This is a genomic window from Thalassotalea marina (assembly GCF_014656435.1).
In the GTDB taxonomy this organism is placed as follows: Bacteria; Pseudomonadota; Gammaproteobacteria; order Enterobacterales; family Alteromonadaceae; genus Thalassotalea_C; species Thalassotalea_C marina.
This window is the reverse complement of sequence record NZ_BNCK01000015.1, coordinates 23,472-48,606: the sequence shown is the minus strand read 5'-3', so window position 1 is coordinate 48,606 and position 25,135 is coordinate 23,472. Positions and strand designations below refer to the sequence as shown.

General features: G+C 39.0%; 25 protein-coding genes, 1 tRNA gene and 2 pseudogenes. 7 read left to right on the top strand and 21 right to left on the bottom strand.

Annotation, left to right across the window (positions count from 1 at the left end; all coding sequences use genetic code 11):
• Window positions 1-106 precede the first annotated feature (106 nt).
• Window positions 107-523 carry a hypothetical protein gene (locus IE199_RS21155; protein WP_189774799.1) on the bottom strand — a complete coding sequence of 139 codons (417 nt, stop codon included), beginning with the start codon at window positions 521-523 and terminating at the stop codon, window positions 107-109.
• Window positions 524-776: 253 nt separating this feature from the next.
• Here IE199_RS21155 and IE199_RS21150 point away from each other — a divergent pair, with 253 nt between their 5' ends.
• Window positions 777-1,748, top strand: coding sequence for an integron integrase (locus IE199_RS21150; RefSeq protein ID WP_189774797.1), 972 nt, complete (start codon window positions 777-779; stop codon window positions 1,746-1,748).
• Window positions 1,749-1,976: 228 nt separating this feature from the next.
• On the opposite strand, the gene IE199_RS21145 is transcribed toward IE199_RS21150, so the two are convergent.
• The 13 genes and pseudogenes from IE199_RS21145 to thrS all read right to left on the bottom strand — a co-directional run bounded on the left by IE199_RS21145 (window position 1,977) and on the right by thrS (window position 14,012).
• Window positions 1,977-2,603 carry a hypothetical protein gene (locus tag IE199_RS21145; protein WP_189774796.1) on the bottom strand — a complete coding sequence of 209 codons (627 nt, stop codon included), beginning with the start codon at window positions 2,601-2,603 and terminating at the stop codon, window positions 1,977-1,979.
• A complete protein-coding gene (locus IE199_RS21140; protein WP_189774793.1) occupies window positions 2,593-3,069 on the bottom strand; it encodes an RNA polymerase sigma factor in 477 nt (158 codons plus the stop codon). Before IE199_RS21140 ends, IE199_RS21145 begins: the two co-directional genes overlap by 11 nt.
• A gap of 103 nt (window positions 3,070-3,172) precedes the next feature.
• Window positions 3,173-3,586, bottom strand: a complete 414-nt coding sequence (locus tag IE199_RS21135; protein ID WP_189774791.1) for a DUF1801 domain-containing protein — start codon at window positions 3,584-3,586, stop codon at window positions 3,173-3,175.
• A gap of 63 nt (window positions 3,587-3,649) precedes the next feature.
• A complete protein-coding gene (ihfA, locus tag IE199_RS21130) occupies window positions 3,650-3,940 on the bottom strand; it encodes an integration host factor subunit alpha (protein ID WP_189774789.1) in 291 nt (96 codons plus the stop codon).
• Between the two features lie 4 nt (window positions 3,941-3,944).
• A complete protein-coding gene (gene pheT, locus IE199_RS21125) occupies window positions 3,945-6,344 on the bottom strand; it encodes a phenylalanine--tRNA ligase subunit beta (RefSeq protein WP_189774787.1) in 2,400 nt (799 codons plus the stop codon).
• Window positions 6,345-6,355: 11 nt separating this feature from the next.
• Window positions 6,356-7,336, bottom strand: coding sequence for a phenylalanine--tRNA ligase subunit alpha (gene pheS / locus IE199_RS21120; protein WP_189774785.1), 981 nt, complete (start codon window positions 7,334-7,336; stop codon window positions 6,356-6,358).
• Between the two features lie 253 nt (window positions 7,337-7,589).
• A pseudogene (locus IE199_RS22190) lies at window positions 7,590-8,237 on the bottom strand (methyl-accepting chemotaxis protein); the annotation flags it as partial.
• 270 nt (window positions 8,238-8,507) lie between these two features.
• Window positions 8,508-9,335, bottom strand: a pseudogene (locus tag IE199_RS22185) (PAS domain-containing protein); the annotation flags it as partial.
• A 199-nt stretch (window positions 9,336-9,534) separates the two neighbouring features.
• A complete protein-coding gene (locus IE199_RS21110; protein WP_189774781.1) occupies window positions 9,535-10,638 on the bottom strand; it encodes a phosphoribosylaminoimidazolesuccinocarboxamide synthase in 1,104 nt (367 codons plus the stop codon).
• 141 nt (window positions 10,639-10,779) lie between these two features.
• Window positions 10,780-11,136, bottom strand: a complete 357-nt coding sequence (gene rplT / locus IE199_RS21105) for a 50S ribosomal protein L20 (RefSeq protein WP_189774779.1) — start codon at window positions 11,134-11,136, stop codon at window positions 10,780-10,782.
• 20 nt (window positions 11,137-11,156) lie between these two features.
• Window positions 11,157-11,354 (bottom strand): 50S ribosomal protein L35, encoded by a 198-nt coding sequence (gene rpmI, locus IE199_RS21100; RefSeq protein ID WP_189774777.1) that lies wholly within the window; start codon window positions 11,352-11,354, stop codon window positions 11,157-11,159.
• A 140-nt stretch (window positions 11,355-11,494) separates the two neighbouring features.
• Entirely contained in the window at window positions 11,495-12,034 is a 540-nt protein-coding gene (infC, locus tag IE199_RS21095) for a translation initiation factor IF-3 (RefSeq protein WP_189774809.1), read from the bottom strand.
• Window positions 12,035-12,101: 67 nt separating this feature from the next.
• A complete protein-coding gene (gene thrS / locus IE199_RS21090; RefSeq protein ID WP_189774775.1) occupies window positions 12,102-14,012 on the bottom strand; it encodes a threonine--tRNA ligase in 1,911 nt (636 codons plus the stop codon).
• A 220-nt stretch (window positions 14,013-14,232) separates the two neighbouring features.
• Here thrS and IE199_RS21085 point away from each other — a divergent pair, with 220 nt between their 5' ends.
• From IE199_RS21085 to IE199_RS21075, 3 genes are all read left to right on the top strand, one after another.
• Window positions 14,233-14,877, top strand: coding sequence for an SRPBCC family protein (locus tag IE199_RS21085; RefSeq protein WP_189774773.1), 645 nt, complete (start codon window positions 14,233-14,235; stop codon window positions 14,875-14,877).
• Window positions 14,878-14,898: 21 nt separating this feature from the next.
• Window positions 14,899-15,771, top strand: coding sequence for a fructosamine kinase family protein (locus IE199_RS21080; RefSeq protein ID WP_189774771.1), 873 nt, complete (start codon window positions 14,899-14,901; stop codon window positions 15,769-15,771).
• Window positions 15,772-15,893: 122 nt separating this feature from the next.
• Window positions 15,894-16,112: a CPXCG motif-containing cysteine-rich protein gene (locus IE199_RS21075; protein WP_189774769.1), complete on the top strand. Its 219-nt coding sequence runs from the start codon at window positions 15,894-15,896 to the stop codon at window positions 16,110-16,112.
• Here the strand turns inward: IE199_RS21075 and IE199_RS21070 are convergent.
• A complete protein-coding gene (locus tag IE199_RS21070; RefSeq protein WP_189774767.1) occupies window positions 16,109-16,729 on the bottom strand; it encodes a riboflavin synthase subunit alpha in 621 nt (206 codons plus the stop codon). The genes IE199_RS21075 and IE199_RS21070 overlap by 4 nt on opposite strands.
• 64 nt (window positions 16,730-16,793) lie before the next feature.
• Here IE199_RS21070 and IE199_RS21065 point away from each other — a divergent pair, with 64 nt between their 5' ends.
• Both IE199_RS21065 and IE199_RS21060 read left to right on the top strand, forming a co-directional pair.
• Entirely contained in the window at window positions 16,794-18,158 is a 1,365-nt protein-coding gene (locus IE199_RS21065; RefSeq protein WP_189774764.1) for an MATE family efflux transporter, read from the top strand.
• A gap of 127 nt (window positions 18,159-18,285) precedes the next feature.
• Window positions 18,286-18,362 (top strand) — tRNA-Val (locus tag IE199_RS21060).
• 68 nt (window positions 18,363-18,430) lie between these two features.
• Here the strand turns inward: IE199_RS21060 and IE199_RS21055 are convergent.
• The 3 genes from IE199_RS21055 to IE199_RS21045 all read right to left on the bottom strand — a co-directional run bounded on the left by IE199_RS21055 (window position 18,431) and on the right by IE199_RS21045 (window position 19,652).
• Window positions 18,431-18,937, bottom strand: coding sequence for a GNAT family N-acetyltransferase (locus tag IE199_RS21055; protein ID WP_189774762.1), 507 nt, complete (start codon window positions 18,935-18,937; stop codon window positions 18,431-18,433).
• A gap of 31 nt (window positions 18,938-18,968) precedes the next feature.
• Window positions 18,969-19,220, bottom strand: coding sequence for a hypothetical protein (locus IE199_RS21050; RefSeq protein WP_189774760.1), 252 nt, complete (start codon window positions 19,218-19,220; stop codon window positions 18,969-18,971).
• A 63-nt stretch (window positions 19,221-19,283) separates the two neighbouring features.
• Window positions 19,284-19,652, bottom strand: a complete 369-nt coding sequence (locus IE199_RS21045) for a DUF7674 family protein (protein ID WP_189774758.1) — start codon at window positions 19,650-19,652, stop codon at window positions 19,284-19,286.
• Window positions 19,653-19,836: 184 nt separating this feature from the next.
• Between IE199_RS21045 and IE199_RS21040 the strand changes: the two genes are divergently transcribed.
• Window positions 19,837-20,451 carry a superoxide dismutase gene (locus IE199_RS21040; RefSeq protein WP_229854895.1) on the top strand — a complete coding sequence of 205 codons (615 nt, stop codon included), beginning with the start codon at window positions 19,837-19,839 and terminating at the stop codon, window positions 20,449-20,451.
• Window positions 20,452-20,508: 57 nt separating this feature from the next.
• Here IE199_RS21040 and IE199_RS21035 read toward each other — a convergent pair whose 3' ends face one another.
• The 3 genes from IE199_RS21035 to IE199_RS21025 all read right to left on the bottom strand — a co-directional run bounded on the left by IE199_RS21035 (window position 20,509) and on the right by IE199_RS21025 (window position 25,052).
• Entirely contained in the window at window positions 20,509-20,796 is a 288-nt protein-coding gene (locus IE199_RS21035) for a hypothetical protein (protein ID WP_189774756.1), read from the bottom strand.
• A 52-nt stretch (window positions 20,797-20,848) separates the two neighbouring features.
• Complete coding sequence (locus IE199_RS21030) at window positions 20,849-22,678, bottom strand: SLC13 family permease (RefSeq protein ID WP_189774754.1); 1,830 nt, start codon at window positions 22,676-22,678, stop codon at window positions 20,849-20,851.
• Window positions 22,679-22,829: 151 nt separating this feature from the next.
• Window positions 22,830-25,052, bottom strand: coding sequence for an NADP-dependent isocitrate dehydrogenase (locus tag IE199_RS21025; protein WP_189774752.1), 2,223 nt, complete (start codon window positions 25,050-25,052; stop codon window positions 22,830-22,832).
• Window positions 25,053-25,135 lie beyond the last annotated feature (83 nt).

Below are 25,135 nucleotides of genomic sequence, written 5' to 3'. Positions count from 1 at the left end.
CCCAATAAGGGGCTGATAAATGCTTGGCTAAACTGTGTAGCGAAGCGGAACCGAGCCAAGCTTTAGCAGTCCCGTCGCTTGATTGGCTTGTTATATGTTTACTTAACTAAACTGAACTTGCTACCCTCATACTACACTCCGTTTTTTCTCTCTTATCGCTTTTTGTACCGCAAGATTCTAATTTTTTATGAACCGCACCAAATTCTTCATTGTTTGTTTTTTGCCCGCTAAAGACTAGGTAGCACAATTCCGCTCTATAAGTTGAGTAAACTAATCCATCTAATGTTGGATAGTCATATACTTCGTCAATAATATGATAAAGCGTGTTAATCCTTCCGTTATTTTTCGCCTCTTTTCTCGAAGGCAATGAACTGATTAGTTTTTCTTTGGATACACCTTTAACTTTACTCTTATGAACAATAACAGCAGATGAAAAGATTTTTTGGCAGGCCTCGTTTGCTAAAGCGAGAGGTGCTGAAAAAAAAGATACAATAACAAAAATTAGTAATAAAAAATTCTTCATATGACTCGGTTCTTCCTAAACATATAACAATTTAATATCGACCCAACGGGTCGTTTTTCTACCATTGGTTGGGTCGTTTATCTGATTGAACCAGTTTTAACATACAATTTAACCCATTGCTAAATAATTATATTTAGACAAATCACCTTTTGACAAAAAGTAGAAAACGCCCCATTTACTCGTTTTCTTGACTATGGGGGCAAATCAGCCAGACTGTATGTATGTACAGTTATAAATTTTCAATGGAATGATTATGAGAACACGCTCGCCATTTTTAAACTCAATCATAGATTACATGTTAATTAAACAATATTCTTTACGGTCGGTTGACACTTATTTGAAATGGATTGCTGGGTTTATTAATTATCACGATAAGCGACACCCCTCATCTATGGGAGATAACGAGGTCGAAAAATATTTAGACTATTTGGTTTTGAAGAAAAATGTATCTCCTAAAACCCAAGCAACGGCTTTAAATGCGCTGGCATTTTTATATAAACACATAATAAAACAAGAGTTATCGCCTAACCTAGTATTTGTACGTAGTAAAAAACAGCAAAAACTTCCCATTGTTATGACACCCGATGAAGTTAAATTGTTAATGTCATTTTTAGATAAACGCTATTATTTAATCGCTGGCTTAATGTACGGTAGCGGTTTACGTGTAATGGAGGCTGTCCAATTACGTGTTCAAGATATTGATTTCGATTATAAGAGTATTCGTATATGGAATGGCAAAGGTAATAAACACCGCATAGTGACTTTAGCCACGGAGTTGATTCCATTATTGAGAAGTCAGATTATGCAGGCAAATGATTATTTGCAGCTTGATATAAAAAACGAGCAATACTCGGGAGTTTGGATGCCGAACGCCCTTGCTCGCAAATATCCTTCAGCTAATAAATCTCTGGCTTGGCAATATTTGTTTCCCTCTTATAAGTTAAGTGTAGATCCTGAAACAGGCGAAATTAGACGGCATCACTTTTATCCCACAGGGGTGCGCAAAGCAATTAAAAAGGCTGCGTTAAAAGCACAACTAACTAAAATAATTACGCCTCACACACTAAGACATTCTTTTGCAACTCATTTACTGCAATCGGGTGCCGATATTCGAACCGTGCAAAGTCAGCTTGGTCACTCAGATGTTAAAACAACACAAATATATACTCATGTCTTGCAGCAGGGAGCCAACGGTGTGGTAAGCCCATTGAGTAAGCTACTCTAATGAAGCGATTCTCAGCTATTAATTCCTACTCATTAATGTGTAGGCTATAGGCCTGAAGTTGCTACATTGTTTTGTGTTACTGAACATATGCCATTGGTAAGCAAAAAGTTCAGTGTGTACGTCAGCTACTCACTTATCGCTGTCTATCAGATTAAACCTAACCCTAATCAGTAAAACCGTAGGATTAAATACGAGCTACAACAATTAAATGGAGCATACAGTCTATCACTAAGTTAACGCTTCTAATTCTGATATCAATCCATCTAACTTACTAAAGTCTTGCCCATATATATGTTCAACCTCTTTGTTATAAAGTGCTTTTGCAGATATCGCGATTAACCCTGTTGCTAACAAAGAATAACATGCGACTAACACAGGCACACCAAACACCATTGCATCGTTATCATCTGTAAACGACAACAGAAAATACTCACCAACCTCACCGGTAAAAAACTGCCCTAAAGCACTTACAAACAATAAAGGATAAATAAATTGATAAAGTTTGCCGTAAAACTGTTGAGACTGGCTAAGGTACTGTCGATAATCCGTAAGATAGGCCAAACAAGATTGATTTTTATCAATCAAATGTAGCGCATTTAAACGCTTATTACTGATGATATATACCGATACAAAGGTAAGTGTCAGTGCCGCTCCCATGTAATAAAGTTCGAGTAAAGGTAAAACAATCATCGATAATAAGGCTCCAATGCCTATCCATTTGATATTTGCTTGATATTTATTGGCTAATTGCATTAACAAATCGTTAGACTCTGATTCCTTTCGGTGCAGATATTTTTCTAAGTCTGCATTATTTATGGTTTGTTGTTGCCATAGTTCATTGATATTAATGGTCATGTTTATTGATCTCCTGTGCCACTTTACCCTTTAATCTATTGATACGTACTGCTAGGCTGTTTTCATTGCCTCCTAACACTTTCGCAATCTCTTCATAGGTAAATCCCTCTAAATGCATCAGTAACAGCGCTCTGTCTAAGGGTTTAAGTTTTCTGATCCCCATGTACAACAATTCAAGAGACTCTGCGCTTTGCTCTACATTGCTAGAGTTATTAATCGAATCTGTGTACAACTCATGGCTTTTTTGTTGACGTTTAAAGGTTAAACATACATTTAAGGCGACACGATACATCCACGTGCTCCACTTAGCATGGCCTTTAAATGTTTTGCTGCTCAAAAAAACTTGTAAACAAACCTCTTGCATCAAGTCATCTAAGTCACTTTCATTAACGCAATATACTCGGCAAAGCTTAAATAGCATTCCTAAGTGTGGTTTTAATTTTAATTGGTAAAAACTTTCTGGCATGTTGTACAAATTTGTCTTTTTACCTATTGGTAACAAAGGTAGGCAAGATCTTACATTTATTTTTCAATTAATTTTTTTGCAATAGATTACTAACAATGAACTATTAACTGTATTTTGCTCTCATATCGGCAACCGTAGTCATCAACATATCTTCAAGAGCAACTAAATCTATTTTGTCTAGACGAGAAATATACAAACACGACTTCGCTGTTTTAACTTTGCCCAGTTTTGCTAGTTGCTGCTGATAATTATCAAAGCCTTGCATAATATACAAAGTTAGGTTTTGTTTGCGCGGAGAGAAGCCTGTCAGTAACCAACTAAACTCCCCTTTAGAATTGGTATAACGGTATTCGCCAAAGCCAACTATACTATCACCCCACATTACCGCAGGCTCTTGTGTTACTTTAGAAAATAATGATAGAAGTGTAAAAGCATCTTCCCGACGAACGTCGTTTTCAATGGATGCAAGAAATGATTGCACGTCACCATCATGTGGGCGTGTTTTAAGAGTAGACATGATTGTCCAATACTCAGAATAATTGAAAAAGGGTTACCTAAGTAACCCTTTAATCAATTTCGGCTAACCGTTGCCGTCTTCAACACGACTTTTAAGCTTTTGACCTGGTCTAAAGGTCACCACTCGACGTGCCGAGATTGGAATGTCTTCCCCTGTTTTAGGATTTCTCCCTGGGCGCTCGCTTTTTTCGCGCAAATCAAAGTTGCCGAAACCAGAAAGCTTTACTTGCTCTCCAGCTTCTAAGGTTTCACGAATTTCTTCAAAAAACACTTCAACTATATCTTTTGCGTCGCGCTTGCTTAGCCCAACTTTTTCAAATAAGTGTTCTGCGACTTCTGCTTTGGTTAGCGCCATTGGCTTAATCCCTCAGTGATGCATTAAGTTCATTTTTTAATGTTTCAACTACACGACTGACAACATCATTGATATCTTTTTCTTCAAGAGTTTTTTCATGATCTTGCAGTATCAAGGCGATAGCTAGACTCTTACAACCGTCATCGATGCCAGTACCTCGGTATACATCGAACAAGTTTAGATCAACTAAATAATTTCCGCCAACATTTTCAATGAGTTGTAACACATTTTTTACTTCAACTGCTACATCAACGATAACTGCAATGTCCCTTCTATTTGCCGGAAAGCGAGATATTTCGCCAGCTACAGGGATATTGAGTGTCGAAATTTCATCCAATAAAAGTTCAAACACTAATGTACGTCCATTGAGGCCTAATTTCCTTTCTAATTCAGGATGTAAGGCTCCAACATAACCAATTGAATTTCCATCTTTGAAAATTTCAGCTGTTTGACCAGGATGAAGTGCCACATGTTTACCTTTTGCAAAAGTATAAGCAGCAGGGTTTGCTGTTCTTGCAATTAGTGCCTCAACATCAGCCTTGATATCAAAAAAGTCGCTTGCTGCTTTTTCCATATCCCAATGTTCTTGGTTACGGTTACCAGCAAATACACCAGCAATCATTGGCTCTTGGCGAACACCATTTTCAGCTGTTTCATCAGGAACAAAACGTAAGCCAGTTTCAAATAGCTTCACGCGTGTTTGTTGTCTGTTTTGGTTGTAAACCACAGATTGAAGTAAACCAGTCAATAAACTAAGGCGCATCACCGACATTTCAGATGAAATTGGGTGCGGTAACGTCATCACTTCTTGTTCTGGGTGAAGTAACTGTTGTACTTTTGGATCTACGAAGCTATAAGTGATCGCTTCTTGATAACCACGAGTTACTAACGTTTGGCGTAAACGCTTAATAGGTAATTGTGCTTCTTTACGTTCACACATTGCTAAAGAGGCAACAGGCGCTACATTTGGAATGTTGTTGTAACCAAAAATTCGCGCAACTTCTTCCGTTAAATCTTCTTCAATAGCGATGTCAAAACGATACGTTGGCACTTTAACCTGCCAAACATCATTTTCAAATGAAACGGTAAAACCTAAGCGAGTTAGAATTTCAGTCACTTTTTCATCATTGATATGATAACCAATACGAGAATCTAACTTACTTCTTCTAAGTGTCACTTGTTTGGCTTTTGGCAAATGTTCTTCAGATACCGCTTCAACAATTGGACCTGCTTCGCCACCAACAATTTCTAACAACAATTGTGTTGCTCTTTCCATTGCTTGACGCTGAAGTTCTGGGTCGACACCACGCTCATAACGATGTGAAGCATCAGTATGAAGACCGTATTGGCGCGCCTTACCTAAAATAGCCAAAGGTGCAAAAAAGGCACTTTCTAAGAAGATGTCTTTAGTTGCTTTAGTAACACCTGAATGTAAGCCGCCAAAAATACCAGCAATTGCTAGCGCTTTACTGTTATCAGCAATTAGCAATGTGTTTTCTTTGAGAGACACTTCATTTTCATCAAGTGTTGTTAATTTTTCATCAGCTTGGGCAAAACGAACATCAATAGCGCCATCGATGGCATTAAGATCAAACGCATGCATTGGATGCCCTTGCTCAAGTAACACATAGTTTGTTACATCAACAATAGGGTCAATTGAACGCACACCACAACGACGCAGCTTTTCTACTAGCCACAATGGTGATTGCGCATCTACATTAACATTTTTGATCACACGTCCTAAATAACGAGGACATGCCTGAGGGGCTGACAAAGTAATTTCACGTGTATCGTCAATGGTTGGTACAACCGCTTCAATCGCAGGCTCAGTCACTTCAAGGCTGTTTAATACGCCAACTTCTCGCGCTAGACCTTTAATACCTAAACAATCACCACGGTTTGCCGTTAAATCAACATCAATAGTTGCATCGTTTAAGTTTAGGTATTCGCGAATATCAGTACCAATAGGTGCGTCTTGTGGTAATTCGATGATGCCATCGCTTTCTTCTGCTAAACCCATTTCAGATTCGCTACACAACATTCCAAATGAAGGTTGTCCACGAAGTTTTGCTTTTTTAATTTTAAAATTACCTGGTAAAACAGCACCTACCATTGCTACGGCAACTTTAAGCCCTAAACGGCAGTTAGAAGCACCACAAACGATATCTAATAATTCACCGTCTTCGCTGGCTGAACCCACATTAATTTTTGTTACACGCAATTTGTCTGCATCTGGGTGTTGTCCACATTCAACAACTTCACCGACAACAATGCCTGAAAACTCTCCTGCAACAGGATCAACACCGTCAACCTCTAAACCAGCCATCGTGATTTGATGAGCAAGATCGTCTGATGAAATAGCAGGGTTTACCCACTCGCGTAACCAAGATTCACTAAATTTCATGATGAGTAGTCCTACTTAAATTGTTTCAAGAATCGCAGATCATTTTCGAAGAAGGCACGTAAGTCATTCACGCCATAACGTAACATTGTTAAACGCTCTACCCCCATACCAAAGGCAAAACCAGAATACACTTCTGGATCAATACCTACTGCTTTTAAAACATTAGGATGTACCATGCCACAACCTAATACTTCTAACCATTTACCATTTTTGCCTTTTACATCTACTTCAGCAGAAGGCTCTGTAAATGGGAAATAAGAAGGACGGAAGCGAATTTCCAGATCCTCTTCAAAGAAGTGGTGTAAGAAATCGTGCAAAATACCTTTTAAATGGGTAAACGATACATCTTTGTCTACCATAAGGCCTTCAACCTGATGGAACATTGGTGTATGTGTTTGATCGTAGTCATTACGATAAACTTTTCCCGGAGAAATAATACGCAACGGTGGTTGCTCTTTTTCCATGGTACGAATTTGCACACCAGAAGTTTGAGTACGTAACACTAACTTAGGGTTAAAGTAAAACGTATCATGATCCTGACGAGCTGGATGGTGTTCAGGAATGTTTAATGCATCAAAGTTATGAAAATCATCTTCAACTTCAGGGCCTTGTTTAACAGCAAAACCTAAATCACCAAAAAAGCTTTCTATGCGTTCAATTGTGCGTGTGACAGGGTGAAGGCCACCAAGTTCATTACCACGCCCAGGTAAAGTCACATCTATTGTTTCAGCGGCTAATTTTTTATTGATCGCTTCGGCGCGAAGCAGTTCACCACGCTCGTTCAACAATTTTTGTACTTGCTGTTTTGCAATGTTAATTACCTGGCCTGCTTTTGGCTTTTCTTCTTTTGGCAATTGGCTTAAGCCTTTCATAAGCTCGGTAAACTGCCCTTTTTTACCAAGAAAGCTAACGCGAACATGATCAAGTTCTTGTAGATCAGCCGCGGCAGCTATCGCTTGCTCTGCCTGCAAAATTATGTCGTCTAAGTTCATGATTTCCTCTGAAACAGCACTAAAGCAATTGAAAAATATGCTTTTAGGTAGACTATTTGTTGATTTTAGAAAAGGGCTAAGATTCTACACAAAATATTGTGCAATATTAAGTAAAAACCATGGGATTTGCTTAATTTGTTCCGTAAATTTAGCTTATTCGAACAATATGACGATCGAGCTGATAAAAATCAGCTCTTATTTACATTATTTCAACAATAAAAAATGAAATGTCGGTATGATATTTTGTTTAAACCTATTGCCAATCAGAAGCTTCCATTATTGAAGATCGAGGTTCATTTGAGACTTTGTCGATTAAAGTTGAGCTACCTTTAACATTATTCGATTGTTCAATTTTAAACAAAGTTAACTGCTCTAATAATAAACTAGCATTGTTTTCTAAGGACAAACTTGCAGCCGTTGCTTCTTCTACCAAGGCAGCATTTTGTTGCGTCATTTCATCCATTTGGCTAACCGCACCACTGACTTCATTAATTCCAACAGCTTGCTCTTTGCTCGCGGTGTCAATTTGTGCCACCATAAAAACTACTTCTTCAACTGCGCCAATTAATGCATTTAACGTTTGTCCTGTGTTGTCGACAAGTTGGCTGCCTTGATTGACAGCAGCAACACTGTCTTTGATCAACCCTTTGATTTCTCTTGCAGCGGAGGCACTTCGTTGAGCAAGGTTTCTAACTTCTGATGCAACAACAGCAAAGCCTCGACCTTGCTCACCTGCTCTTGCCGCTTCTACAGCGGCGTTTAACGCAAGTAGATTGGTTTGAAAGGCGATTTCATCTATCACACTAATAATATCGGATATTTTTTTACTCGATTGTTCTATGCCTTGCATTGCTTGAATGGCGTCATTTGCAGCACCTTCACCTTCACTCGCCTTCCCCATAACGGATTGAGACTTAGCCATTGCCTCACCAGCATTATTAGCATTTTCTTGAACGGTTCGGGTTAGTTGCTCCATTGCAGAAGCAGTTTCTTCTAAGCTCGCCGCTTGCGATTCGGTTCTACTGCTTAAATCTTGATTACCTTTTTTCAATTCTAATGCAGCGTGAGAAACATTTTTTGCCGCGCTCGATACTGATGTGAACATATTATTGAGGTTAGTGGTCAGTTCATTGATTGAATCTTTTAACACTTGGAACTCACTGCCCAAGTTATTATTAATTTTAACGGTTAAATCGCCTTCAGACATTAATTGCAATGCATCTTTAACTTCTTCAATAGCTCGCTTTCGTTCGGTAATATCAACCGCATATTTAACTACTTTGTACGGTTTACCATTGGCATCCAGTATCGGATTGTAAGTAGCTTGAATCCATACTTCTTTGCCGTGTTTTCCAATACGTTTGTATTCGCCTGAGTCAAATTGCCCTTGATTTAATTGCTGCCAAAAAGCTTTATATTCTGGGCTATTGGCATATTCTGGCTCTGCAAATATTCGATGATGTTTACCGCTGATTTCATCAAGGGAATAGCCCATCGCCGCTAAAAAGTTAGCATTTGCAGAAATGATAGTGCCATCAAGTTCAAATTCGATTACTGCCTGAGATTGACCAATAGCTTTAATTTGCCCCTCAAAATTGGCTAGCTGACGTTTACTTTGGGTTATATCAGTAGCAAATTTAATCACACCAACAACTTTTCCGTTTTTATCATGAATAGGGTTGTAAGATGCATTTATCCAAACTTCTTTTCCCCCTTTGGCTATTCTTTTATATTCTCCAGCGTCGAATTCACCTTTATTTAGCTTTTGCCAAAATTGTTTGTATTCGCTACTTGCAGCGTGCTCCTTGGTGGTAAACATACTATGATGCTTTCCTACAACCTCTTGTAATGAATAACCCATTACTGACAAAAAATTATTATTGGCGTCGACGATTGTTCCGTCTAAAGTAAATTCAATTACCGCTTGTACACGATTAATTGCCTCGACCTTGGCCGTTAATTTTTGAAATTCATCATTAGATTGTTTAGCGCCAAACATGCAACTTCCTTTTGAACAGTAACAAATTTAAAAATGCAGTTGAAACTAACTATAGGAGGCAACTGAAAATGATGCCAATTCAATGGACAATACTAATAAATGAGAGTAACGGAATTAAGCGTGAGGAATTAAGGTTATTAAACTAAAAACGCCCTATGAAGAACACAGAGCGTTTTTACATTTTGCATTGAGGAGCTGATTAATCAATTAATTGGTATTGATCTTTTAATACCTTGATAATTTCAGCTTTAGGATCGTCACTGAGAACAATTTTTTGACCTGTGATTTTCTCTGCAATATCAGTATAAGTTTTTGATACTTGCATCAACACTTCTACAGGCAATTCGTTGTCATTTGCCAACGCTGTTCTTTCATCCATGCGTTCTTTATTCAGTAGAATATCTGGATCTGGGAAATGCGATAACAATAATTGACGGAAGCCTTCTTTGGAATTTTCAACCACTTTACCTTCGCGATAAGCTGGACCATCCCATATTCTAGATGAATCCGGTGTTCCTACTTCATCCATATAGATCAGCTTGTCGTTACCATCTTTATCTTTCACATAGCCAAATTCAAATTTTGTATCGACAAAAATTTGGTCTAACTCAGCTAGCGCAGATGAAATAACGTCAAACCCTTCCTTCAATAACTTTTCATACAAAGCGACATCATCAATCGATTTAAAGTTAAATGCTTGATAGTTGTTTACGATGTTTTCACGGGTAATGTTGACGTCATCAGCTTCAGGCACACCTTCAATACCTTTTAAAATACCTTTAGTTGATGGCGTCATTAATAACTCATCAAGCTTACTGTCACGAGTTAAGCCTTCTGGTAATTGGATCCCACAAAAATCTCGCTCACCCTTTTCATAAGCTCGCCACATTGAACCGGTAATATAGCTTCGGCAAATCGCTTCAATCATCACAGGTTTTGCTTTTTGTACTATCCAAACAAATGGGTGAGGAATATCCAAAATATGGCTGTCAGCTAAGCCTTGTTCTTTGAACAATTTAAACCAATGATTTGAAATGGCATTCAGTGCTGCACCTTTTCCTGGTACACCACGCAAGTCACCTTCACCCTTCCAAATACAATCAAACGCTGAAATACGATCACTTATCACCATAATCGCCAGCTCTGTATCTGACGGTACTGGATAGCCTTTTTCTTCAATAAGGCGTGCACTATCTGCTTGAGTTAACCAGTAAACAGAGCGAACTTTGCCACTGTGTACAGGTAAATGGGTACGAATGGGTAAATCGTTATTAACGGCAAGAACACCACTAGCAACTGTCATGTTTGAAACCTTTTCTTTCAAGAGTATATTTGTTTACTTGCAGATTATATAAGTAAACAAATAGGCTCTCAGGCTCATCAATAACCGCAGTTAGAAACGGAAAAGGACGCCGTAGCGCCCTTCCCAGTATTACATTCTAGTTTATGCTAAAGAAGCTTGCGCTTTTTCAACTAAAACAGAAAATGCTGCTTTATCGTATACTGCGATGTCAGCAAGGATCTTACGATCGATTTCAATCGAAGCTTTTTTCAAGCCATTGATGAAACGGCTGTAAGATAAACCATTTTGACGAGACGCCGCGTTAATACGAGCAATCCAAAGTTGACGGAATTGACGCTTACGTTGACGACGGTCACGGTATGCGTATTGGCCAGCTTTAGTTACAGCTTGGAAAGCAACGCGATAAACGCGACTACGAGCACCGTAGTAGCCTTTAGCTTGCTTTAGGATTTTTTTGTGAGAACGACGTGCTACAACACCGCGTTTTACTCTTGCCATTATCTAATCTCCTCTTAACCTTACGCGCAACCTAACATGCGATCTACTGATTTAACATCAGCAGCTGCAACCATGCTCTTAGGACGTAAATGACGTTTTACTTTAGTGCGACGCTTAGTCAAGATATGACGAAGACCAGCTTGTTTGCATTTGTAACCGCCTGAAGCAGTCTTTTTAAAGCGCTTAGCAGCGCCTTTATTCGTTTTCATTTTAGGCATTGATGTTTACTCCACATTGCCATGAACTTTGGTAAAGTAGGCGAAAACAATGTAACTTGTTTTACTTTCAGGCCTAACAGTACCCCTTACACAATAGCGGTGAGTAGATTAAATCTACTACTTGCATGACCAACTATTGATTATTTTTTAGGTGCAAGTACCATCACCATTTGGCGACCTTCCGCTTTTCTAGGGAAAGACTCCACTGTTGTAAGCTCTTCTAAATCGTTTTTAACGCGAGTTAAAAGTTCAATACCCAGTTCTTGGTGTGCCATCTCACGACCACGGAAACGCAAAGTAACTTTCACTTTGTCGCCACCTTCAACGAAGCGCTTCAAGTTACGTAATTTCACTTGATAATCACCCTCGTCGGTTCCAGGACGGAATTTAATTTCCTTAACCTGAATCTGCTTTTGCTTTTTCTTTTGCTCTTTTTGCTGCTTGCTCTTCTCGTAGAGGAACTTACCGTAGTCCATCACGCGACAAACTGGTGGCTTAGCAGTAGGGCTGATTTCTACAAGATCAACGCCCGCTTTTTCTGCTTCATCTAACGCTTCGTTAAGTGAAACAACGCCAATAGCTTCATTCTCTAAACCGATTAATCGTACTTCAGACGCTGTAATCGCTTCATTCAGTTTGTGTTGCGGTTCTTTTTGACCGCCTTTTAAACTACCTTTAATAGTTTATTCCTCCAAGCATATAAACAAACAATTTAGCAAAAGCCTAAGCACTTGCTTAGGCTAGCAATTATGCCCGCGTAGCAACTTCTTCGCTTAGCTTCGCAATGAAGTCGTCAACAGACATTTTTCCTAAATCTTCTCCACTTCGTGTGCGGATGGCAATTTCGCCATTTTCCATTTCTTTGTCACCAACAACTAAAAGATATGGAACACGCTTCAAAGTGTGCTCGCGGATTTTAAAGCCTATCTTCTCATTTCTCAAGTCTACTTTTGCTCTAAATCCATTTTCTTTTAGTTTTTTTACAACTTTTTCACAATATTCTGACTGTTTGTCAGTAATATTCATCACAGTTGCCTGAATTGGTGATAACCAAGTCGGGAATTTACCAGAGTATTCTTCAATTAAGATACCAATAAAACGTTCAAGTGAACCTAAAATGGCCCGGTGAATCATAACTGGTTGATAACGTTCGTTATCTTCACCAACATACGTAGCACCAAGTCGCTCTGGCAAAGCAAAGTCTAGCTGAACTGTACCACATTGCCAATTACGACCTAAACAGTCGAGTAAAGTAAACTCAATTTTAGGGCCGTAGAAAGCTCCCTCGCCTGGCAAGTATTCAAAACTGATATCTTTACTTTTCAGCGCTTCAGCTAGGCCTTCTTCCGCTTTATCCCACATTTCGTCGCTACCAATACGTTGCTCAGGACGAGTTGATAACTTAACGATAATGTCTTCAAAACCAAATGTTTGGTAAACGTCGTAAACCATTTCAATACATTTAGTGACTTCATTTTGAACTTGATTTTCAGTACAGAAAATATGAGCATCGTCTTGAGTAAAGCCACGCACGCGCATCAAGCCGTGTAACGCACCCGATGGTTCGTTACGGTGACAACAACCAAATTCAGCCATTCTTAATGGTAAATCACGGTAAGATTTTAACCCTTGGTTAAAGATTTGCACGTGACCTGGACAGTTCATTGGTTTAATTGCATATTCACGCTTTTCTGATTCAGTCGTAAACATTGCATCAGAGTATTTGTCCCAATGGCCTGAACGTTCCCAAAGCACACGGTCCATCATTAATGGGCCTTTTACTTCGTCATAATCGTACTCATGTAGCTTTTCACGAACAAACTTTTCTAGCTCAGTGTATATAGTCCAACCGTCATTATGCCAAAACACCATGCCTGGCGCTTCTTCTTGCCAGTGAAATAAATCAAGTGCCTTACCAATTTTACGGTGATCACGCTTTTCAGCTTCTGCTAAACGCTGAATATAAGCTTTTAGTTGCTTTTTATCAGCCCACGCTGTGCCGTATATACGCTGCAACATTTTATTGTCAGAGTCGCCACGCCAATACGCACCCGACACTTTCATTAACTTAAGGTGATGACAGTGACGCATATTTGGTACGTGTGGACCACGACACATATCAATGTATTCTTCATGATGGTATAAGCCTGGACGATCATCTTTTTCGATATTTTCGTCTAGGATTTCCATTTTGTACGTTTCGCCACGTGATTCAAATGTGTCACGTGCTTCTTGCCAAGAAACTGTCTTCTTAACAACGTCGTAATTTGTCGTTGCTAAATCAAGCATGCGCTTTTCTAATTTAGCTAAATCTTCTTCATTAATAGAATGATCTAAATCGACATCGTAGTAAAAGCCGTTGTCGATAACTGGCCCAATCGCCATTTTGGTGTTTGGCCATAATTGTTTAATCGCATGCCCTAATAAATGCGCACACGAGTGACGAATAATTTCTAAACCATCTTCATCTTTATTGGTGATCAGTTGCAAGTTGGCATCTTCAGTGATTAATTCACATGCATCAACTAGATCGCCATTAACGCGCCCTGCGATTGTTGCTTTTGCTAAGCCAGGACCGATATCTAATGCAACATCCATTACAGAAATAGCATTATCGAAAGAACGTTGACTACCGTCAGGAAGAGTAATTACAGGCATGAATTTTCCTTTTTACAGTGTCGGCACCTACCAAGTGTCGAATGTTAAGTGTTTTAATATTTCTAATATTGAGATTAAAAAGCGTTATCGATAAATCTTTTTGCTCTCTTCACGTAAGCGGGTGAATATAGGGGATTATGCCCTGTAATGCAATGAATAAAGTGTTAAATAACAGATTAAATCTTTATAGGTAGCGAAATTGGTTTGGTATACTCTTTTGATGAAAAAAATTAGCTCTATTTCTGCCCTAATAACAGTGGTTATTTCCGCTATTTACCCATCTATTGCCAAAGCCAGTTGTGATGATATCAACATAAGCACTTGGCAATTGTGGCGCAGTAACAATAACTATTCAGTTCACTTTGCTCAAACAGATATAAGTGCTATTAATGCCCTAAAGGCCAATATAAAATTAAACACCTCAATCGAAAAGTTTTACCAATTTCTCAATCTTGAAGACAATGTCTTATCCTGGCTAGATCGCGCAAGTAAAGTAGATATCACTCAAATAGACAATAAACAATCCATTATTACTACCTATTTTGATGGTTTTTTTGTCGTAAGCCCAAGAGTCATGTCAGCCAAATCAACTATCACTTTACATTCTTCATCAACAATGAAAATAGCAGTCGAGAATAGTCCGTTTACCCCGCCCGATGATACCATCGCGATGACAATGGAATTTGGCTGCTGGTCGATAATCAAAACAAGCGAACATACAATTAGTGTTAGCTATCAATTTTTAGCAAATCCTAATGGTGATTTACCCAATTGGATGGTAAACAATTTAGCGAAAAAGAGCTTGTGGAAATCCCTTGAAAATCTACACCGGCAGTTTCCTGTCCACTATACTAATGAGAAATAATATTTTTGTTGAGGTATTGATATGTGGAATGTCATCGCTGAGGCAATAACCCAAGCAACTGATGCCCCCTTCTCTATTGACGCAACCTCGTCGATAACAGGTGGAGATATCAATCAAAGTTACCTTGTTGAAGGTTGCTCAAAGCGTTACTTTGTAAAAATCAATCAAGCCAGTCGACTAGATAACTTTGAAGCTGAAGCTTACAGTCTAAACGCTTTGCACTTAGCTGAACAAATCAAAGTTCCCGAAGTTATTGCTGTTGGGAAAACAGCTGAGCATAGTTTTTTGGTATTAGAGTATTTAGAGCTTAAACAGCCTACCGACAAACAATGGCACACTCTAGGACAACAACTTGCTTGGTTACACAAAACCACAAGCCATGGTCAGTTTGGCTGGCAACACGACAATGTGATTGGTAGTACTGTTCAACCTAATCGTTGGTCGAGTAATTGGCGGCAGTTTTTTTCACAGCAACGCATTGCTTGGCAACTACAATTACTGAGTGAAAAGTCAATCATATTGGGAGATATAGATTACATCACCCAAGTTTGCCATGACTTGCTGACTCATCATCAAGTATCACCTTGTTTAGTGCATGGCGATTTATGGCAAGGTAACGTAGGCTTTTACCACAAACAACCTGTGATATTTGACCCTGCCAGTTATTACGGTGACCGTGAAGTTGATATCGCGATGACAGAATTATTTGGTCGATTTCCATTAGCTTTTTATCAGGGGTATCAAAAAGTTTTACCACTACCTGAACGCTATGAAACAAGAAAACATGTCTACAATTTTTATCATGTTCTCAATCATGCCAATTTGTTTGGTGGCGTCTATATTGATCAAGCCAAAGCTTGTTTACAAAGAATATTATCGTTTGAAACACCTTAATGTTTTTAGTGACTTATATTGTGACAGTTATTTTACGGCGCCACACAGCCCATTAAACTGGTAGTTTTGGCAAAAATTGCCATAATTATTGTTACGGTGTTTACCAGTATCTAGGAGGCATTATGCCCCATGATCCTTCTCGTAGCGTACACGACCAACGCATTGAATGCCCACATTGTGGCCATCATATTTATGTCACTCTGGATGCCTCTTCCGGTGATCAAGACTATTACGAAGAATGTGCCGCATGTTGTCGAGATATCCATCTAAATATGCACATAGACGAATATCATCAAAAAATTCAGTTAGCTGTTGATAGTGACGACGAGCAAGTATTTTAGCTCACCGATAGCCCCATTCTTTCAATGGTCGACACAATCGTCATTGTTTGTTGGTCGTATTCAAGGTTAACACTATCGCCAACTTTGGCCTGTCCAAGGTTTGTACGCTCAAGCGTTTCAGGGATCAAATGCAAACTAAAACATGAGTCTTCAACTCTTCCAACGGTTAAGCTCACTCCATTTACGGTAATAAACCCTTTGGCGAATATATATTTGAGGCTTTCTGATCCAACTTCAATTAGCAACTCGCAGTTCAACGCACTGACATTCCGATTGACGACTGTACCGCAAGTATGGATGTGTCCGCTGACCAAATGCCCACCAAGCTCGTCACCCATTCGTAAAGAGCGTTCTACGTTAACTTTGTCCCCTAGTTCTAGAGCGCCTAAATTAGTTAACTTTAATGTTTCATCAATAACGTCAAAGGTTACCTGTCCATGTTTATTATCTTGTTCAAATGAAACCACGGTCAAACAGGTGCCATTTATCGCAATACTCGCCCCTAAAGTAAGGTTATCAATTAGCGCTAAATCACCTTGTATGGTTATTTTTTTAAAACTGTCATCACCTGATACAGAAATTATTTCAGCTTGTGATTGCACAATACCCGTAAACATATATCATCCATATTTTAAGAAGTCATCGCATTCTAGCGATCTCGTGTAAGAAGTACCACCCGTAATGCATTTTCAAGGATTTATAGACAACACCAAACGCCTAATGATTTTGGCGTATCCGATACTAATCGCCCAGTTAATACAAACCTTAATGGGTTTTGTCGATACCGTGATGGCTGGACGAGTAAGTGCAACAGACATGGCCGCTGTTGCAGTAGCGAGCAGCGTTTGGTTACCTGTTATTTTAACCATTTCTGGTGTCATTATGGCACTAGCAGCCATTGTCTCTCAATTTTCCGGTGCTAAAGCCTTTGATAAAGTAGGGAAAGCGACTCAACAAACAGCGTGGATCGGTGTGTTGATGTCAGTTTCATTAATTGGGCTTTATTATCTTATTGCCCCTGCTATTTATGACAATGTAACACTTGAACCTGAGCTAAAACGATTAATGTTTGACTACCTTGAGTTTGTCGTTTGGGGTGGACCAGGGTTTTGTTTGTATTTGGTGTTTAGAAATTATTCTGAAGGTTTATCTCACACTCGCCCGACGATGATAGTCAGCATTTTGGGGCTTGCCATTAATATTCCAGCAAACTATGTGTTTATCTATGGTGCTTTTGGAATGCCTGAACTGGGTGGCGCTGGCTGCGGTATTGCAACAGCGATGGTGTACTGGGTTATGTGTTTGGGTATGGGATTGTATTGTTTATTTAGTAAACATTTAAAGCATGCCCCTATGTTTAACAAGTTCTATGCGCCAAATTGGCATGAAATGAAAAACATTTTAAGTTTAGGTATTCCTATTGCGCTGTCATTGTTATTCGAGGTTAGTCTGTTTGCTGTTGTTGCCATAATATTAGCGCCATTTGGTGCTGAGGTTGTTGCTAGCCATCAAATTGTGATTAACTTTTCTGGGTTAATATTTATGATCCCGTTAAGTATCGCAATGGCCGTTACAATACAAGTAGGCACTGCAATTGGCCATGGTAACATTGCCCAAGCCAAAGACACCTGTACCTATTCTATTTTATTTGGTCTTGTTATAGCTGTAGTTACTGCCATATTAACGCTAACTTTTCGAACACAAATTGCCACGATTTATAGCCATGAATTACCAGTGATTGAATTGGCGGCGAGTTTAATGTTTTTAGCTGCGTTATTTCAATTTTCTGATGCGATTCAAGTTATTTCAGCAGGAGCATTGCGTGGCTATAAAGATACCAAAGCAATTTTATATATCACTTTTGTATCTTACTGGCTTATTGGCTTATCTATTGGACTAGTGCTCGGATTGACAGATTGGATTATTGAGCCTATTGGCCCTTATGGTTTTTGGATTGGCTTTATTTCTGGTTTAACAGCAGCGGCTGTTTTACTGGCATGGCGATTAAAAATAATTCAACATCGTCTTGCAACGCAAAGCATTTAATCAATTTGAACAATAGTTAAGCAAACAGTTAATTATTGTTAATTTTTTTAATAAAATTGCTTGCAACAATAAATCCAGATCGATAACATAGCGCCCCGTTGTCGAGCACAATTTGCTGACAAAAAGTGGGAGCGTAGCTCAGTTGGTTAGAGCGCTTGCTTGACATGCAAGAGGTCGCTGGTTCGACTCCAGTCGCACCCACCAAAAATTCTTAGTAAAAAGCTCCTATTAAGGAGCTTTTTTCGTTTTAATTGAACTACAACGTCTTCTCGTTAATTCACATTATCTAAATTTTTCTGCAACACCCAACAATCATAAACTTCGTTATTTACTCTCAAATACTGCTTTATATTATCGATAACAACAAAACCTTGCTTTTCCAGTACTCGCTTAGAGGCAATATTGTTTTCAAGTACAAAAGCATTTAACTGTTTTAAATTTAACTCTTTAGCGTAATCAATTAAAACTGTTAAACAAAAGCTACCAACACCTTGCCCAGTATTTTCAGACGAGACACGAAAGCCCACTTCTGCACAGCCATGTTTAATATTTTTTAAATTTGCACGGGCAATAATGGCATCGTCTTTAGTGATCACAGCATTAAAGCCCTTCCCCATTTCCATGTCAGTTAGTAGCATATTGACATGGGAAAGCACGCCTGTGTTGGAGTAAAAACATTCTGATCTTGGCTCTATCATAGATTCAAACCAGCCTTTGTTTTTCAGTTCAAATTCAAACAAACGGTTTACATGTAACAAAGATAAGGTTTCAAACTTCATACAACTTCCCACCATACAACACGTAATAGAATTACCCAGTTAATCTAGACTTAGCTCTATGTAAACGTATGACATTTACAGCACAAAACAGCATAACCGCGGCGCCAACAACAATAAGAGAATTTGCAACAGTGCTATCATTTAACAACGGGTGCAACTCTTTGCCTTGACTACCATACTTACTGAATAAACCAATCCCTAGAGCCAAAACAGCGGGAAAATCTAAAATACTAAACAAAGTGATTTTTTTATTAATATTTGCAATGTGCTGTTGGTTATTCATCTGCGACTCCTGTCTATTTGATGAGAGTAAAGTAACAAACTTTAATCAACAAAGGTATTAAATTTAATCACACGCCGCTTTGCCATGAAAATCCATATAAAGTTGTTGAAGCTGTTTAGAGAGTAATGGCCAGCCGTGTTGGCAAGTGGCTTTATTTGCGCGCCAAAATAAGTGTTCAACATAATACACATCGATATATTCATATGCTTGTGCACTTACAGTATTTAATTTATTGTCGATAAAACTTAAATATTTGGATGCTGTTGTTAACTGCCCTTCTGCTATTGCATTTGTTGTTGCTTGGGCAAATACTTCCATTTTCGATGTGGTCATAAAATCTTCGTGTACAGCCATTTTAGCGGTTAATTCAGGGAACATTTGGCAAATTTCCGCCAAGAAATGGGTTATTTCGTTTTCAGTCTTTGTTTTCATATTCTTTTATTACTAATCAAGCTGCCAATTATTTTCTTGTTTCATTATGCAAACTAATTTAAAGGCCCCGTCCCACTGAATTTTTAATACCTAGTCAGATGACACAACAAATAGCCGTATTGATAATTGTTTTTATTTGCATATAATCGTAAGCTTATGTTTTTTAATACAACAGAGATATATCATGAGTTATTTACTACCTGCTTTAGATTATGCCTACGACGCTTTAGAGCCACATATCGATAGCCAAACCATGAAAATTCATCATACCCTGCATCATCAAACCTACGTCAATAATATAAACGCAGCGATTAAAGGAACGGAATACGAAGGATTAGCGATTGAAAAGTTAGTAGGTCAATATCTTCATTTACCCGATGATTTAAAACCCATTGTTCGTGACCACGGTGGCGGCCATGCCAATCATTCATTGTTCTGGACAATCATGAGCCCTGAAGGTGGCGGAGAACCTGCTGGTGAGATCGCACAAGCGATCAATAAAGAGTTAGGAGGTTTTGACCAGTTTAAAACCGACTTCACCAATGCCGCTCTTAAACGTTTTGGTAGTGGCTGGGCTTGGCTATCCGTTACACCTGTAGGAAATTTAGTGGTGGAAAGTTCACTTAACCAAGACAGCCCTCTCATGCACCAACACACGCCAATCTTAGCTTTAGATGTTTGGGAACACGCATATTACTTAAAATATCAAAATAGGCGTCCAGAATACATTGCTGCCTTCTACAATGTTATCAACTGGCAAGAAGTGAACCGACGTTATTTGCAAGCGTTAGAAAAATAACTCACACGTTAATCGCCTATTGACTGTCATCATTCCTGCTAGCCAATAGGCGTGTCATTAACGAGTTGCTTGGCCATATTTAAGTTCAAATAGCTCTTTTAATAACTCTGTTCTTTGAACACTCATCTGTCCACTCACCCCTATCATAGTGGCTAACAATATAACCACGCCGTTTAGGTTATTGGTAACATCAAAATCAATATAAAAAAGAAACCCTAACACAATAAAAAACAAGCTTGCTGGGAAATAACGCATTTTATTTAACTTATTTTCAACTTTTTCAATTTGCTGTATGTGCGTAAATTCGATATGTGCGTCTAATTGCTCTTTTGTATTTATGTCCAATTTTTTCTCCACCACTACTAAGGATGCTTTTCTTTAATATTCATTGGCTAGTTTATAGATATAACCAATTAAGTAAAAACGATAATGTCAGCCACATTAAAATAATTAGCGGAATACCGACACGAATGAAATCTGAAAACTGATATCCACCAGCATTCATCACTAATAAATTAGTTTTATAGGCCATTGGTGTTGCATAACTCAAGTTAGCACCAAATAGCACCGCTAATATAAAGGGCTCAGCAGGTAAATTAAGCTGACTCGCTACCGAAATGGCAATGGGTGTACCAATTACCGCTGCGGCATTGTTCGACACGATATTTGTTAAGATGGCGAGTAACAGCATTAAAGCCGCTAAAACACCACCTGGAGGCAATGAGCTTGAAGCCGCAACAAACATTTGCGCTATATACTCTGCACCACCGGTTTGCATCATGGCGGCACCAAGCGCTAAAGAAGCCGCAACAATCAATATAACTTGCGTACTTAAAGCAGATGAAACTTGTTGCCAATCTAAACATCGGGTCAACAATAACGCCAACACGCCACAAACTGACGAGATTTCAATTGGTACAATACCTACGGCAGCAGATACTACTACAGTAAATAAAACCCCCAACGCAATAGGAGCTTTTGAAGTTTGAGGTAAAGGCTCTGCACCGTCTATGACCAGTAAACCTTGTTTTGATTTTAGTTGGCGAATTTGTTCTTCTTCGCCTTGTACTAGTAAAACATCACCTATCATTAAAGGGACTTTACCGATACTGCGTCGCCCCATTTCTAAGGCTTTGCCTGCGCGATGCAAAGCAATAACACTGATACCATAATTTTGAATAAAGTTAGCCTGTTTAAGTGTTCGGCCAACAACACCTGATCCAGTGATTATCACTAATTCGGCCAACGTTTGTTTTTCAGCCTTTAATGGATGTTCATCATCGACTTTATGTAAGCCAGAAAATAATGTGGCGCCAAGTACCGACTCAAATTCTTTAAGTTGTGCCGGTGTGTCTTGAACTTGTAGCCTATCACCAGCGGTAATGCAGGTATCTGGCAAAGGCATGATGTTACGTTTGTCTTTGCTACGCTGAATGCTTTCTATACGAATTTGACCATCGGTTAACGCCATAATTTCCGATACAGTTTTGCCGTTTGCGATACTTTCTTCATTAATATTTAAATAAGCGCCAAACAACCTTGGCGAAGTATCAGGTAACGACGCGTCACGTTTGGGTAAAAGTTTTGGTGCAATCACCCAAAGGTAGAAAATAGCCACAGCACCGGCAATTAACGCAGGTTTTGCAAAGTCAAATAAACCAAACTGAGCAACTCCCATGTTTTGCGCAACACTGACAACCAGCAAGTTAGTTGAGGTACCGATAGTTGTTGTCATGCCGCCCACTAAGGTAGCTAACCCCATAGGCAATAACATTGGTGACGAATCTGTATTGGTGCGAAGTGATACACTGATCAATATAGGTAACAGTAAAACAACAATAGGTGTGTTGTTAACAAAGGCACTTAAAGCCGCTGCCAGAATTAGCGTTAACAATAATGAAAGTGTCGGACTCAGTTTCCATAGTTTTGCTAAGTAACGACCTATCGGCTCTAACGCTCCAGTTGCGACTAAACCTTGTCCTATAATCATTAAACAGCAAACGGTGACTAGTGCCTCATGGCCAAAACCCAAAAACAGTGAGCTTGGCTCAAAATGCACTCCGTCTTGGTAAAACGGAAAGATGGCAAAAATTAAACTTAAAACAGCTAAAACCGCTAATGAAGATGTTTCTAACGGAATGTCGTCACGGCGAAATAGATAAAGTGCAAGCACAGTGATCACCAGCATCGCCAATGCATGGTAATTAGGTAAATCGGGAATATTCAAGTTATGTACTCTAAACGACTTTATTTCTATCAAAGCACATTCAGAAAAATTTACCAAGATTTGTAAGTTAAATTTTTTAAAAAATTCATTAGCTTCGGCTAAAAAAAAGCCCCGCAAAATGCAGGGCTTTTACTCTCTATTTATTAAGTGATTATACTAAACTAGATAAAATCGAGTTTAGTGTTTCACTTGGACGCATAGCTTTCGATGCCAATTCATCAGCTGGTGCATAGTAACCACCAATGTCTTGTGCAGGGCCTTGCGCTTTGTTTAGTTCATCAACAATAGTAGCTTCTTGTTTAGTTAACGCTTGAGCTACTGCTGTAAATGACGCTTTCAGCTCTTCATCTTCTGATTGCTCAGCCAACGCTTGAGCCCAGTACATCGCTAAGTAGAAATGTGAACCACGGTTATCTAATTCACCCACCTTACGTGATGGAGATTTGTTTTCATCTAGGAACTTACCTGTTGCGGCATCAAGTGTATCGGCTAATACTTGCGCCTTGCTGTTGCCAGTAGTGTTGCTCAAGTGCTCTAAAGATGCTGCTAATGCTAAGAACTCACCTAATGAATCCCAACGTAAGTGGTTTTCTTTTTCAAACTGTTGAACGTGCTTAGGTGCAGAACCACCAGCGCCAGTTTCGAATAAACCACCACCGTTCATTAATGGAACGATTGAAAGCATTTTAGCTGACGTACCTAATTCTAAAATTGGGAATAAGTCAGTGTTGTAGTCACGTAAAACGTTACCAGTAACAGAAATAGTATCTTGACCCGCTTTCATGCGCTCAAGTGATTTTTTACACGCATCAACTGGTGATAAAATCGAAATATCTAAACCGTTAGTATCGTGCTGTGGCATGTACTCGTTAATTTTGGCGATTAACTGTGCGTCGTGAGCACGGTTTTCATCTAACCAGAAAATTGCCGGCGTGTCAGATAAACGAGCGCGGTTCACCGCAAGCTTGATCCAATCTTGAATTGGTGCGTCTTTAGTTTGACACATGCGGAAGATGTCGCCTTCTTCTACGTCTTGCTCTAACAGTACTTCACCCGTTGCAATGTTAACTGAACGAATTACGCCATTACCTTCAGCAACAAATGTTTTGTCGTGAGAACCGTATTCTTCTGCTTTTTTCGCCATCAAACCAACATTTGGTACAGTACCCATAGTTGTTGGATCAAACGCGCCGTGTTCTTTACAGAAATCAACAACAGCAGCATAAACACCAGCATAGTTACGATCTGGGATCATATACTTAGTGTCTTTTTGCTTACCATCTGGGCCCCACATTTGACCAGAAGCACGAATTGCTGCAGGCATTGACGCATCGATGATGATGTCACTTGGTACGTGTAAATTAGTAATGCCGCGATCTGAGTCAACCATTGCTAGTGGTGGTTGAGTTTCATATACCGCTTGTAAATCAGCTTCAATTTCAGCTTTTTGTTCAGCTGGTAAGTTAGCGATTTTTGCATAAACATCGCCAAGACCGTTGTTTACATCAACACCTAATTTTTCAAATGTCGCACCGTGTTTTGCAAATACGTCTTTGTAGTACACTTTAACTGCATGACCAAAAATAACTGGGTCAGACACTTTCATCATGGTTGCTTTCATGTGAAGAGAAAGCAATACGTCTTCTTCTTTTGCTTTTGCAGTTTCTTGTTCAAAGAAAGCAACTAACGCTTTTTTACTCATGCAAGAAGCGTCAATAACTTCTTTATCTTCTAAAGCGACTTTTTCTTTTAACACTTTAACGTTGCCAGCTGCATCTACGTATTCAATACGCATATCAGTTACACCGTTCACTGTCATTGATTTTTCACTGCCGTAGAAGTCACCTTCTGACATGTGTGAAACGTGAGATTTAGAATCAGAAGACCACGCGCCCATTGAGTGTGGGTTTTTCTTAGCATAGTTTTTAACTGCACCAGGTGCACGACGGTCTGAGTTACCTTCACGTAATACAGGGTTTACTGCTGAACCTAACACTTTTGCATAAGTTGCTTTGATGTTTTCTTCTTCAGCATTTTTCGGCTCTTCCGGGTAATTAGGAAGGTTAAAGCCTTTAGCTTGTAATTCTGCAATTGCTGCTTTCAACTGAGGAATAGATGCAGAAATGTTTGGCAATTTAATGATATTTGCTTCAGGTGTCTTAGCAATTTCACCAAGCTCTGTAAGCGCATCACCAATGCGTTGTTCTTCTGATAAATATTCTGGGAAATTAGCAATGATTCGACCCGCTAAAGAAATATCGCGTGTTTCAACATCGATACCTGAAGAAGCAGTAAATGCTTGAATAATTGGAAGTAATGAATGCGTCGCGAGCGCTGGCGCTTCATCAGTAATGGTATAAATGATTTTAGACATTTTTTATCCTACTTTTGTCAGCGAGTGTCCCTCAAGTGGATAAAAATCAAGCAAATTGACATTAATATTCACTTGGGAATAAA